Source organism: Flavobacterium sp. H4147 (genome assembly GCF_029360735.1).
Taxonomy (GTDB): domain Bacteria; phylum Bacteroidota; class Bacteroidia; order Flavobacteriales; family Flavobacteriaceae; genus Flavobacterium; species Flavobacterium endoglycinae.
In genome coordinates this window covers 206,938-220,149 of the sequence record NZ_JARKNB010000004.1, presented here as the reverse complement: position 1 = coordinate 220,149, position 13,212 = coordinate 206,938, and the positions used below count along the sequence as shown (strand labels likewise).

12 protein-coding genes are annotated in these 13,212 nt (G+C 34.5%); 9 read left to right on the top strand and 3 right to left on the bottom strand.

Annotated elements, in window-relative coordinates:
• Positions 1–29: 29 nt before the first annotated feature.
• From cydB to P2W75_RS18280, 3 genes are all read right to left on the bottom strand, one after another.
• On the bottom strand, positions 30–1,106 hold the full coding sequence (cydB, locus tag P2W75_RS18290) for a cytochrome d ubiquinol oxidase subunit II (RefSeq protein WP_276381572.1): 1,077 nt from the start codon (positions 1,104–1,106) through the stop codon (positions 30–32).
• Between the two features lie 2 nt (positions 1,107–1,108).
• Positions 1,109–2,455 carry a cytochrome ubiquinol oxidase subunit I gene (locus P2W75_RS18285; protein WP_276381571.1) on the bottom strand — a complete coding sequence of 449 codons (1,347 nt, stop codon included), beginning with the start codon at positions 2,453–2,455 and terminating at the stop codon, positions 1,109–1,111.
• A 256-nt stretch (positions 2,456–2,711) separates the two neighbouring features.
• Positions 2,712–3,302, bottom strand: a complete 591-nt coding sequence (locus tag P2W75_RS18280) for an HD family hydrolase (RefSeq protein WP_276381858.1) — start codon at positions 3,300–3,302, stop codon at positions 2,712–2,714.
• Positions 3,303–3,565: 263 nt separating this feature from the next.
• Between P2W75_RS18280 and P2W75_RS18275 the strand changes: the two genes are divergently transcribed.
• The 9 genes from P2W75_RS18275 (at position 3,566) to P2W75_RS18235 (ending at position 13,179) form a co-directional block, all read left to right on the top strand.
• Positions 3,566–4,981, top strand: a complete 1,416-nt coding sequence (locus tag P2W75_RS18275) for a rhodanese-like domain-containing protein (RefSeq protein WP_276381570.1) — start codon at positions 3,566–3,568, stop codon at positions 4,979–4,981.
• An 89-nt stretch (positions 4,982–5,070) separates the two neighbouring features.
• Positions 5,071–5,634 (top strand): YeeE/YedE family protein, encoded by a 564-nt coding sequence (locus P2W75_RS18270; RefSeq protein WP_207295141.1) that lies wholly within the window; start codon positions 5,071–5,073, stop codon positions 5,632–5,634.
• A gap of 10 nt (positions 5,635–5,644) precedes the next feature.
• Positions 5,645–6,121, top strand: a complete 477-nt coding sequence (locus P2W75_RS18265) for a DUF6691 family protein (RefSeq protein ID WP_207295140.1) — start codon at positions 5,645–5,647, stop codon at positions 6,119–6,121.
• Positions 6,122–6,410: 289 nt separating this feature from the next.
• Positions 6,411–7,988: a glycerol-3-phosphate dehydrogenase/oxidase gene (locus P2W75_RS18260; RefSeq protein WP_276381569.1), complete on the top strand. Its 1,578-nt coding sequence runs from the start codon at positions 6,411–6,413 to the stop codon at positions 7,986–7,988.
• A gap of 310 nt (positions 7,989–8,298) precedes the next feature.
• Positions 8,299–8,760: a MarR family winged helix-turn-helix transcriptional regulator gene (locus P2W75_RS18255; RefSeq protein ID WP_207295138.1), complete on the top strand. Its 462-nt coding sequence runs from the start codon at positions 8,299–8,301 to the stop codon at positions 8,758–8,760.
• 4 nt (positions 8,761–8,764) lie between these two features.
• Positions 8,765–9,397, top strand: a complete 633-nt coding sequence (locus P2W75_RS18250; RefSeq protein WP_207295137.1) for an NAD(P)H-dependent oxidoreductase — start codon at positions 8,765–8,767, stop codon at positions 9,395–9,397.
• Positions 9,398–9,430: 33 nt separating this feature from the next.
• The gene (locus tag P2W75_RS18245; RefSeq protein WP_276381568.1) at positions 9,431–9,997 is read left to right on the top strand and encodes a YceI family protein; all 567 of its coding nucleotides are present in this window, start codon (positions 9,431–9,433) and stop codon (positions 9,995–9,997) included.
• A gap of 203 nt (positions 9,998–10,200) precedes the next feature.
• The gene (locus P2W75_RS18240) at positions 10,201–11,478 is read left to right on the top strand and encodes a hypothetical protein (RefSeq protein ID WP_207295135.1); all 1,278 of its coding nucleotides are present in this window, start codon (positions 10,201–10,203) and stop codon (positions 11,476–11,478) included.
• Between the two features lie 300 nt (positions 11,479–11,778).
• On the top strand, positions 11,779–13,179 hold the full coding sequence (locus tag P2W75_RS18235; RefSeq protein WP_276381567.1) for an anthranilate synthase component I family protein: 1,401 nt from the start codon (positions 11,779–11,781) through the stop codon (positions 13,177–13,179).
• The last annotated feature ends 33 nt before the right edge of the window (positions 13,180–13,212 follow it).

Here is a 13,212-nt window from a genome sequence, read left to right as displayed (position 1 = left end):
CGAAGCAATTCGTGGCTATCAAAAAATAATCAATGCTCCCCATATCCAATATCATCCATTTTCCCACTGAAAACACGATATTGAATAATAAAGTAAATAATTACTAGAAACAAGGCCACAAAAAACCAGCTCAATCCCGCATTTAATCCGTATTCGTGAGCGGCAGTGTTATAAATCGTTAAAGACGGATTTATTTTATTTGTTGAAGGCAGAACATTAGGGAAAATCGAAACCGCTGTCGAAGCAAATCCTCCCAATAAAAACAAAGTCGAAAACAGAAATCCGTAACCATCTTTTTTGTACGAACGAACTTTAAATAAACCTAAAATTCCAATAAATGTCAGCAATGGAAAAAACCACAGAATTGGATTTTCAACAAAATTATGAAAAGGTTCAGGTTCAATAAAATGCCATACTTGTAATGAAATACAAACCAACACCAGTAAAACAATATTCAAAGCAAAAACTACTTTTTTCAATTTAGGATTCAAAGCCGAATTCGTTTTATAAATAATCCAGTTTGCACCGTGAATCGTCAATGCGACAACACTCACAATTCCTAAGAAAAGCGTAAACCAGTCGATAATTCCTAATTCATTTGCCTGCGGACTAAAAGTTGGATTCCACAAAGGCAGGAAGAAAAAATGCGGTTCTTGTGTCGAAACGCCGTTTTGAACCATTCCGAGGTTTACACCGCGAACAATATTTCCTAAAGCGATTCCGAAGAAAAGCGCCAAAAGCAAACTTGCAATTCCGAAGGCTTTATCCCAAATCGCTTCCCACATATGATTGTGTACCTGTCCGCGCATCTCCAATCCGATAGCTCGGAAAATCAAAAGCCATAAAATCATAATCAAAGGCAGATAAAATCCGCTGAAAGAAGAAGCATATAAAGTTGGAAATGCAAAAAACAAAACGCCTCCAGCTGCAATCAACCAAACTTCATTGGCATCCCAAAACGGACCAATAGAATTGGTGATTACTTTTTTATCTCTTTCTGTATCGGCAAAAAATAAGTGAATAATTCCTGCTCCAAAATCATAACCGTCTAAAACCAGATAAACAGCCAGAATTCCCATTAAAACTACGTACCAAAAAAATTCCATATTTATATTTTTTCTGTTGAAAGTTCCACATGATGCGGTCCTTTATTGATAATTTTTCCAACCAAAAGCAAAAACAACATTCCTAGTAAAAGGTATAAACCAATAAAACCAAGTAATGTAAATAAGGTATTTCCAGAAGAAACCGTTGGCGAAGCACCAGATGCTGTTCGCATTAAATTATAAACCAGCCAAGGCTGTCTTCCTAATTCGGCTGTGTACCAACCTGTGGTGTTGGCTATATACGGAAACGGCATCATGAACATCAGCGACCACAGTAGCCATTTGGTTTGGAATAATTTCCCTCTGATTAATTGAAAAAGTGAAAGCACCATTAATCCAATAAAAACAGTTCCGAGTCCAACCATAATATGGTAGGCGTAATACAACCCCGAAATATTAGTTGGGTGTAAATCTTCTTCAAACTGATCTAAACCTTTAATTTCCTGATCCCAATTTCCGTAAGTTAGGAAACTCAAAATATTAGGAACGGCAATTTTATTGTCTAGTTTTTTGTCTTTTACATCGGGCTGTCCAATTAAAACAATTTCAGAACCTTTTTTCTCGGTATGAAAAATCCCTTCCATTCCGGCAAAAGTTACAGGCTGGTATTTTACGACATTTTTAGCCAGTAAATCACCTGTTGGAACAGCGACAACAATACTCGAAATCAATCCGAAAATAACTCCTGTTTTCAAGAACAACTTCCCAAAAGAAATGTTCTTTTTGCTTAAAATATAGAAAGCTCCAATTCCAGCAACGACAAAAGAACTCGTTACCATAGAAGCAGCTTGATTGTGTAAATAAGAAGGCCAAAGCCAAGGATTTAAAAATAATGCTTGAAAATTATTCAATACAAATTTTCCGTTTTCTAAGATTTCATAACCAACTGGATTCTGCATCCAGGAATGCGTGGCAATGATTAAAAACCCGCTGGCCCAGGAACCGATCATAATTAATAATCCAGTTACAAAATGCCATTTGTGTCCGAGAAGTTTTTCGCCAAATAAAAATATTCCCAAGAAAGAAGATTCGAGAAAGAAGGAAAACATTCCTTCCATAGCGAGGGTTTGCCCAATAATTCCGCCCGTTAATTCGGAGAACTTTGCCCAATTGGTTCCAAACTGAAACTCCATTGGAATTCCAGTAACAACTCCCATTGCAAAATTGAGAGCGAAGATTTTCATCCAGAAATGGGTGGCGTGATTGTATTGTTCGTCTTTCGTTTTTAGATATTTCCACTTGAAGTAAACAATGATGAGCGAAAGACCCATTGTAAGTTGTGGAAAAAGATAATGAAAAGTAATGGTGAACGCGAATTGCATTCGGTCGTAAAAGAGCATTTCTTCCATAAGTGGTAATTTGTTTATGAAGTTCCACAAATTTAACCATTAGAACCCGAACTGCCTCTTAAAACAAGAGTTTCTTTTTAAAATTTTAAACCATATAAGTTATATAAGTAAATATAAATTTTCGGCTATTAAAATATATTCATATCGTATTAACTCCTGCAAGGTTTCCAAAACCTTGTAGGTCTGCTGGTCTAAAAAAAATACCTACAAGGTTTTAGAAACCTTGCAGGAAACAAATTAACATGGCTCATTCAATTCATTTCTCCAAAATTCCTTTTTCAACACTTTCGTTAATCAAACCTTCAGCGTAATTCCAAATCGATTTTGAGCCTTCTTTTATGACACTTTTCTTTTCGTACACTTTTTCATATTTCACTCCAAACTCTTTCCAAGTTCCGCCGTTGTTGGAAGTATTTTGTAACAGAGGTTCTAATCTGTCCATTGATTTGGCAAATTTGGCTTCGTTGGTTTCTCCAGCTTCAAATTCTTCCCAAATAGAAATGAATTCTTCGGCTTGATTTTTAGGAAGTAAACCAAAAATCCTATTAGCCGCCAAACGTTCTTCATCTGTATTGGAATGATTTTTTATGGTGTCATAAATAAACACATCACCAGCATCAATTTCTACAATATCATGAATCAAGACCATTTTCACCACTTTCAAAACATCAATTGGCTCATTTGAATGTTCTGCCAGAACAATCGTCATTAAAGCCAGATGCCAGCTGTGTTCTGCGTCATTTTCGCATCGGTCACTGTTGAATAATTTGGTCTTCCGCTGAATGTATTTAACTTTATCAATTTCTTTTATAAAAGCAATTTGATCTAATAATTGTTGTGTGTTCATCATGTTGATCTTAGAAAAAACGTAAAATTACAAAGATTTTTTTCTATCATATAAGGAATAAAAGTAATTATAAACTGGAGGTTATTATATTGCTTAAAATAAAAGTAAATATAAGCAGCTCTCAATCTAAAATGGACTTATATCACTTATATGGTTTAAACCACCAAATGTTTTTCAAAAAAACCTAAATTCTGTAACATTAGTCACCTATTTTTTTAAAAAACAAAGTTACCTTTGTAACCCATCATTTTACAATACCTATCATGAAAATAGAACAAATTTACACCGGATGCCTAGCACAAGGTGCATATTATATCACATCAAATGGCGAAGCGGCCATTATTGATCCGCTTAGAGAAACACAGCCTTACTTAGATCGTTTGGAACGCGATGGCGTTACATTAAAATATATTTTTGAAACGCATTTTCACGCTGATTTCGTTTCGGGACATGTTGATTTAAGCAAAGAAACCGGAGCACCAATTGTTTACGGGCCAAATGCTGCCTGCGAATTTGATTGCATTTCTGCGAAAGACGGACAGGAATTCAAAATCGGAAAAGTAACTATTAAAGTTTTGCATACTCCTGGACATACTATGGAAAGCTCAACTTTTGTATTAATTGACCAAAACGGAAAAGATCATGCGATTTTCTCTGGCGACACTTTGTTTATTGGTGATGTCGGTCGTCCAGATTTAGCTCAAAAAGCATCTGGAATGACACAAGATCAATTGGCTGGAATTTTATTTCATTCGTTAAGAGACAAAATCATGACGCTTGCTGATGACGTAATCGTTTATCCTGCGCATGGTGCGGGAAGTGCCTGTGGAAAAAACATGAGCAAGGAAACGGTTTCAACAATCGGAAATCAAAAAGCAACGAATTATGCTTTGCGTGCTGACATGACCGAAGAAGAATTCATCAAAGAAGTAACAGACGGACTATTGCCTCCTCCAGCTTATTTCAGCATGAACGTTGCTATGAACAAACAAGGCTACGAAAGCTTTGAAACAGTTTTGCACAACGGAATGAAAGCTATAAATGTAAAAGAATTTGAAGCAATTGCTGAAGAAACTGGCGCTTTAATTTTAGATACTAGAAGTGCAGCCGATTTTAGTAAAGGGTTTATTCCGCAGTCTATCAATATCGGAATCAATGGAGATTTTGCTCCTTGGGTTGGAACTTTAATTGCCAATGTAAAACAACCCATTATTTTGGTTACTGCACTTGGCATGGAAGAAGAAACCGTAACACGCTTAAGCCGTGTTGGTTTTGATACGATTATTGGACATTTAGATGGCGGATTTGAAGCTTGGCAGAATGCAGGTTTCGAAATTGATACTGTAAATAGAATAACAGCCGAGCAATTTGCAAATGAATTTAAATTTGGCGAAGATAAAGTAGTCGACATTCGTAAAGAGACAGAATACGAAGCTGAGCATATTGATGAAGCTTACAGCAAACCTTTGGCTTATATTAATGACTGGGTAAAAGATATTAATCCAAACGAACATTTTTATATCCATTGTGCTGGAGGCTACAGAAGTATGATCGCCGCTTCTATCCTTCAAGCAAGAGGTTTCAGAAATTTCTCTGAAGTGGAAGGCGGTTTTGGAGCGATTTCAAAAACGAATATTCCTAAATCAGATTTTGTTTGTCAAAGTAAAGTATTAAAATAATTTAAAAGAGACAAAGGTTCAGAGGGACAAAGTGACAAAGGTCGCAACCTCTGAACCTTTGAGCCTTTGCACCTTAGAACCTAAATAAAATGTTAGAAATTATAAGAGAACCTTGGCCTTGGTATGTTGCAGGTCCGTTGATTGGATTAACGGTTCCAATTTTATTAATTATCGGGAATAAATCTTTTGGGATAAGTTCTTCACTTCGTCATATTTGCGCAGCTTGTATTCCTTCGAATATTTCATTTTTTAAATACGATTGGAAAAAAGAAAGCTGGAATTTATTCTTCGTTTTCGGAATTTTCATTGGAGGTTTTATTGCAGCTTATTTCTTGACCAATCCAAATCCAGTAGAAATTGCTCCTGAATTATCAGAGAAATTAGCAACTTATGGAATTACAGATCATACTGGTTTAGTTCCATCACAATTATTTTCTTGGGAAAGTTTATTAACACTTCGCGGATTCATTATGATGGTTGTCGGCGGCTTCTTAGTTGGTTTCGGAACTCGTTATGCCGGTGGATGTACAAGCGGACACGCGATTATGGGATTATCAAACTTACAATGGCCTTCGTTAGTCGCTACAATCTGTTTTATGATTGGCGGTTTTGTAATGTCACTTTTGATTTTACCTTATATACTTTCACTTTAAAATTTGAAAAATGAGCTTAGAAAATAAAAATATCGACGGCGAAGGAATCAACGCCAGCCACAAAAAAGAAAACGCATTTGCAAATCTTAAATATCTAATCGTAGGCATCTTTTTCGGAATTGTATTCGTAAAAGCAGAAATCATCAGCTGGTTTCGTATTCAGGAAATGTTTCATCTTGAATCATTCCATATGTATGGTGTGATTGGATGCGCAGTTGCTGTTGGATTAATTTCCGTTCAATTGATTAAAAAATTCAATATCAAAACCCTTGACGGCGAAAAAATCGAAATCCAGCCAAAAACTTTCAGCAAAGGACAAATCTACGGCGGATTAATGTTTGGTTTTGGATGGGCAATTACTGGAGCATGTCCAGGTCCGCTTTTCGCTCAGATTGGCACAGGAGCAACTGTAATCGTAGTTACTTTAGTAAGCGCCATTGCTGGAACTTGGTTTTATGGATTGATTAAAGATAAACTGCCGCATTGATAATTTGTTTCAAGTTGATTTAACCGCAAAGCACGCTAAGGTATACGCAAAAGTTCGCAAAGTTTATTTACAAAGCTTTGCGAACTTTGTGTTTTTATATAAAGCTTTATTTATAAAAGAACCTTGCGCACTTTGCGGTTAAATAGGTTCAAAGTATATAAACTTGAAACCTGAAACTTGAAACCTAAAACAAAAAAACAACTGTTTCTTTTCTTCATCAATTTTTAATTTCATTTCGTTAAGTTTGCTTTCAACAACATTTCCGCTAAATAAATACCAAGAATAAAGCATGAATCGCTCTGAACAATTATCCAAACTACAAAATACCGAAAAATGGGACGTAATCATAATTGGCGGAGGTGCAAGCGGACTCGGAACTGCTGTTGATGCAGCAAGCCGCGGGTATAAAACAGTTTTATTTGAAGCCGTAGATTTTGCCAAAGGAACTTCTAGCAGAAGTACCAAATTGGTTCACGGCGGTGTACGCTATTTAGAGCAAGGAAATGTACACTTGGTTAGAGAAGCATTAAAAGAAAGAGGATTATTGGCTCAAAATGCTGGACATTTAGTTAAAAACCAATCTTTTGTTATTCCTAATTACAATTGGTTCAGCAGTTTTATTTACACTATAGGATTAAAAATTTACGATTTATTATCGGGCTTTCTGAGTTTGGGAAGTTCAAAATATCTTTCGAAAAAGAAAACTATTGAAATGCTTCCGAATGTTGAACAAAACGGACTCATAAATGGTGTTATTTATCATGACGGACAATTTGACGATTCTCGTTTAGCCATAAACTTGGCTCAAACTGCTGTCGAAAAAGACGCCTGCATTTTAAATTACGTAAAAGTTGTCAATTTATTAAAAGACGATAAAAATCAAATTATTGGCATTAAGGCTATCGATCAGGAAACTGGAACCAGTTACGATATTAAAGGTACTGTTGTAATAAATGCAACAGGTGTTTTCACAAACGCTATTATGAAATTAAACGATAAGGTTTATAAAAAATATATTGTTCCGAGTCAGGGAATTCATTTGGTTTTTGATAAATCTTTTCTTCCAGGTGAACATGCTTTGATGATTCCGAAGACAAAAGACGGAAGGGTTTTATTTGCAGTTCCATGGCACAATCGTGTTGTAGTAGGAACAACAGATACTTTAATTAAAAAACAAAGTTTAGAACCTATCGCTTTAGAGAGTGAAATTCAATTTGTTCTCGAAACAGCTCAACGATTCTTAGCAAAAAAGCCCACAAGAAGCGATGTTCTATCCGTTTTTGCAGGATTACGTCCGCTAGCAGCGCCGAAAGAAGAAGGAAAAAGCACTAAAGAAGTTTCTAGAAGCCATAAAATTATTGTTTCTGAAACTGGATTAATCACTATTACAGGAGGAAAATGGACTACTTATCGAAAAATTGCCGAAGATATCATTGACAAAGCCATATTAAAAGGTAAACTTCCGAAAAAACTATCCAATACGCAGCATCTAGCCATTCATGGTAATAAACCAACTACTCCTATTGACAGAGAAAATCACTTGTACATATATGGTACTGATATTTCGAAAATACTTCAGCTGCAAGAAAACGAACCCGAATTACAAGAAAAACTGCATCCTAATCATGAATTTACAATGGCCGAAGTTGTTTGGGCAATTCGTTATGAAATGGCCAGAACTATTGATGATGTTTTAGCAAGACGAGTACGTTTATTATTTTTGGATGCCAGAGCTGCAATTGAAGTTTCTGAAAAAACTGCTAGAGTAATTGCAAAAGAATTGGGTCACGATGAAAATTGGATTACAAAAGAAATTGAAGACTTTAAACACATTTCGAAAGGATTTTTTCTCTCAGAATTTCGATAAGCACTTCTAATCAGCTCAAAAACAATGTAAAATTATAAACCACCTTCATTTACACTCAAAAATTTATCTTACAAAAAGCAACTTCAAATTAAGACAATTAAAATACAGCTCTTTGAGATTAACTTTTAGTTAAATATCAAAATGTCAGATATTTAAAAGACAAAATACATTAATTTTAACTCATCAAAAAGCTGATTGCTTTTAGATAAGTATTCGGATATTTCCGCATTAACAAAAAATTAACACAACACTTGTATATACAAATATTAAAAGTTATACATTTGTATATACAAATTATACACTTACGACTATGACAATTGAAGAGGTTATTAAGAGTACAGTTAAGATGGATAATGCGAAAAAAGTTATTCTGAACATTATGTACACACAAAATGTGATTCAGGATCATTTCAACGAGTTAGTAAAACCGTATGATTTATCTGGAGAACAATACAATGTGCTGCGTATATTAAGAGGACAAAAAGGAAATCCTGCTAATATGTGTGTTATACAAGAGCGTATGCTGGCGAAAACGAGTAATACAACACGGTTAGTTGACAAATTATTACTAAAAGAACTGGTAACAAGAAACGTTTGTCCGGGTAATCGACGAAAAATCGAAGTTTTGATTACTCAAAAAGGATTAGACGTATTGAAAGAATTAGATCCTAAAGTTGATGCACACGAAGAAGCATTTGCAAAAAATCTAAGTACAGACGAATTAGAGTTATTAAATAAATTATTAGAAAAATACCGAACCCAACAAAATTAAAATTATGAGCACATTTTTAGAGAGTCTAAATTGGAGATACGCAACCAAAAAATTTGATGCTGCCAAAAAAATCTCAGACGCAGATTTAAATACATTAAAAGAAGCCGTTAGATTAGCTGCTTCATCATACGGATTACAGCCTTACAAAGTTATTATTGTAGAAAATCCAGAAATTAGAGAAAAATTGAAAGCCGCTGCTTACGGACAGACACAAATTACAGATGCTTCTCAATTGTTTATTTTTGCAAACGACTTAAACGCTGGACCAGAATCTGTAGCTGCTTACATTAAAAACATCAGCGAAACAAGAGGTGTTCCTACTGAAGCTTTAGGCGGATTTTCTGACATGATGAATGGAGTTATTTCAAATTTATCTCAAGATGCTAAAAATATCTGGACTGCAAAACAAACTTACATCGCTTTAGGAACTCTATTAGCTGCAGCTGCTGAATTAAAAATTGATGCAACACCAATGGAAGGTTTCAATCCTGCTGCATTCAATGAAATCTTAGGTTTCGATAAATTAGGTCTTAATGCATCTGTTATTGCAACAGTAGGTTATAGACATGAGGAAGACGAGGCTCAGCATTACAAAAAAGTTAGAAAATCACACGAAGATTTATTTATCACTCTATAATTATTTATTAATCTAAAATCAAATTTTAACAACATGAAAAATTTAAAAACAATTGCAATAGCATTATTCGTAGCAGCTGCTGGTTTAACAGTAAACGCTCAAACAAAAAAAATCGACGTAAAAGCATCTACAATTAAATGGGTAGGTAAAAAAGTAACAGGAGAGCACTCTGGAACAGTAAACTTCAAAGAAGGTGCTTTAGTTTTCAAAGGAAAAAAATTAACAGGTGGAAGCTTTACAGTTGATATGACTTCATTAACTTCTACTGATTTAAGTGGAGAATACCAAGGAAAATTAAACGGTCACTTAAAAGCTGACGATTTCTTCGGAACTGATAAATTCCCAACTTCAAAATTAGTTTTCAAAACTATTGGTTCTAAATCTGCTGACGTTTACACGGTAACTGCAGACTTAACTATCAAAGGAATCACTAAACCAGTAACTTTTGATCTTACAGTAAAAGGAAACACTGCTACAACAGCATTCAAAGTTGACAGAACTAAATACGATATTAAATACGGTTCAGGAAGTTTCTTTGACGGTTTAGGAGACAAAACTATCAACGACGAATTTGAATTAGCAGTAGCTTTAAAATTCTAATTTCAGGCTTACTAATTCACACATAAAAAACAGCCCTAATAGTACTTGCTATTAGGGCTGTTTCATTTTTATAAATTTTCAAAAACATAACGTTCTTAATATTTACATAACGCTTTCATAACAGCCTTACTGGTATTGATTAACATTAGCCCTCTAATTTTGAGGCTAATAAAAATCAAAAACTAGAAATTAAAAATATAGTTATGAAAACAAAAATACATGCGGTAATTATCACACTCATAAGTACTTTTTTACTACAAGCCCAACAACAAACAAAAGGAATTTTTGGAACAAACAACTGGATGAACAATTGGACCAATTTTAAACCAGCCATAAATGAATACAACGAAGCAACCAACATAATTGCCGGAACAATTGATAAAGATACCCGATTATTAAAACGCAATACCTATCATTTAGTTGGGGTTGTGTATGTTACAAACAATGCAACTTTAACCATAGAACCAGGAACCGTAATACGAGGTGACGATAAAACCTGCGGAACACTTGTAATTACCAACGGAGCAAAAATTATGGCTGAAGGTCTTGAAACCGACCCAATTGTTTTTACATCAGAAAATGAAAAAAACAACAGGAAGCCTGGTGACTGGGGTGGCATCATCATCTTAGGAAAAGCGCCTATAAATACTTTAGGAGGTGTTCACACTTTACCTTTTGATTTAGAACCAACTTTAAATCATTATGGAGGTCAAGACGCTGAAGATAATTCAGGAGTTATGAAATATGTTAGAATTGAATATGCAGGACGAAAATTAAGTGCTTCTAAGGAGTTAAATGGTCTTTCTCTAGCAGGAGTTGGAAGAAAAACAGTTTTAAGCAATATTCAAATTAGTTTTTCAAATGATGATTCTTTTGAATGTTATGGAGGTGACTTAAATATGAGTAATTTAATATCATACCGAACAACTGATGATGATTTTGATTTTACGCAAGGCGCACAAATCAACATTACGAACAGTATTGCGGTTCGCCATCCATTTTCATCAGATATCTCAGGATCAAGATGTTTTGAAGTAGATTCGTATGATAAAGTTCAAAATACAGATATGACCAAAAAAATGACCAAAATTAATGCTTCAAATATCACTTTAATAAATCTAGAAGAAAACAATCAGGGCCTAGTTAGAGAATCTATTTATGTAAGAGAAAATACATTTTTTGACTTAAACAATAGTATTGTTGCTGGTTTTTCACCTTTTGTTTTACTAGAAGGAAATATTGGAAACGGAAAAGAAAACTTATCAAAAATGAGTTTTAAAAATACCATAGTCAACAATTGTAACGGAGGAATTACAAGCGAATCATCAAGTTCAGATGCGGCAATTCAAAATTATTACAACCCAAATTCTGGTCTTGAATACACAAAAATGAAAAATATAGAATTGTTTATAACGCCAAACATCAAAGGAAATCCTGATTTTAGAGCTAACACAAATAATACAATAGCTATTGGAAACTAAGCTTTTAAACTAAACTCAGAAATTAAAATTTAACAAATTTCAAAATTTAGAAAAGTTTTTTTTGAGATATTATGTATTCTAATTCAAATTACATTTATATCTTTGCCATATCAAAATAAAGAAATGAAAACATTAATGAACAATACTTGGTGGTGGAACAATTTACGTCAAACGTCGTGAACGAAGCTTCCTATGGTATTTTCAAAACTATAAATTTAAAGGGCTTGTCATCACGACAAGCCCTTTTTTTTTGATCAAAACTCCAGCAGAAAAATATTAAAAACTAAAAAACAACATACATTGAAACCGTTTATACTCAACACACATTACAAACAAATTCTGGCAGACACCATAACGCCAGTAAGCATTTATTTTAAAATTCGAGATAAATTCCCAAATAGTTTATTATTAGAAAGTAGTGATTATCATGGAAATGACAATAGTTTCTCGTACATCTGCTGCAATCCAATTGCGACAATTAAAATTGAAAACGAGGTAATCACAAAAACTTTTCCTGACGGAACTTTGGAGCAAAATAAAATCGATGCTTCAACCAATATTCCAGAAGTAATTCAAGAATTCTCAAACCGATTCAAATCAGAGAAAAACGATTTTAAATTTATCAATAACGGTTTATTCGGATACATTTCGTACGACGCCGTACGTTATTTTGAAAAAGTTTCCATTGCCAAAAAAGACAATGCGACTTCAATTCCAGATGTGTTTTATGCGGTTTACCAAAATATCATCGCCATTAACCACTTTAAAAACGAAGCGTACATTTTCTGCCACAGCCTAGACGGAAGAAACAATATTTCTGAAATTGAACAATTACTGCAGTCTAGAAATATCGCTTTGTACAAATTCACCAAAGAAGGCGAAGGTTTCTCTAACCTAACCGATGAAGAATTCAAACACAACGTGGCTTTAGCTAAAAAACATTGTTTCCGCGGAGACGTTTTCCAATTAGTTCTTTCACGCCGTTTTACACAAGGTTTTAAAGGCGATGAATTCAACGTTTACAGAGCTTTAAGAAGCATTAACCCATCTCCGTATTTGTTCTTTTTTGATTATGGAGATTTCAAAATATTCGGTTCTTCGCCCGAAGCACAAATTATCGTAAAAAACAGAAAAGCCGAAATCCATCCAATTGCTGGAACTTTTAAAAGAACTGGAAATGACGAACGTGACGCACTTTTGGCAAAAGAACTTTCTGAGGATAAAAAAGAAAACAGCGAACACGTAATGCTCGTGGATTTAGCCAGAAATGATTTAAGCCGCAACGGACATGATGTAAATGTGGAAAAATACAGAGAAGTTCAGTTTTTCTCCCACGTAATTCACTTGGTTTCAAAAGTCACAGGACATTTACATGATAAAGCGACAACGATGCAAGTAGTTGCCGATACTTTCCCTGCAGGAACTTTAAGTGGAGCTCCAAAACACAGAGCCATGCAGTTAATTGAAGATTACGAAAAAACAAATCGTAATTTTTATGGAGGTGCCATCGGAGTTATGGATTTTGATGGAAACTTTAACCACGCGATTATGATTCGAACTTTCCTATCAAAAAACCACCAATTGCATTGTCAGGCCGGTGCCGGAATCGTAGCAAGTTCTGACGAAGAAAGCGAAATGCAGGAAGTGTATAATAAGTTAAGAGCCTTAAATACAGCGCTGGAAATGGCGGAAAATATTTAATTTTTGTTTCAGGTTTTCTTTGTTTAAAGTTTC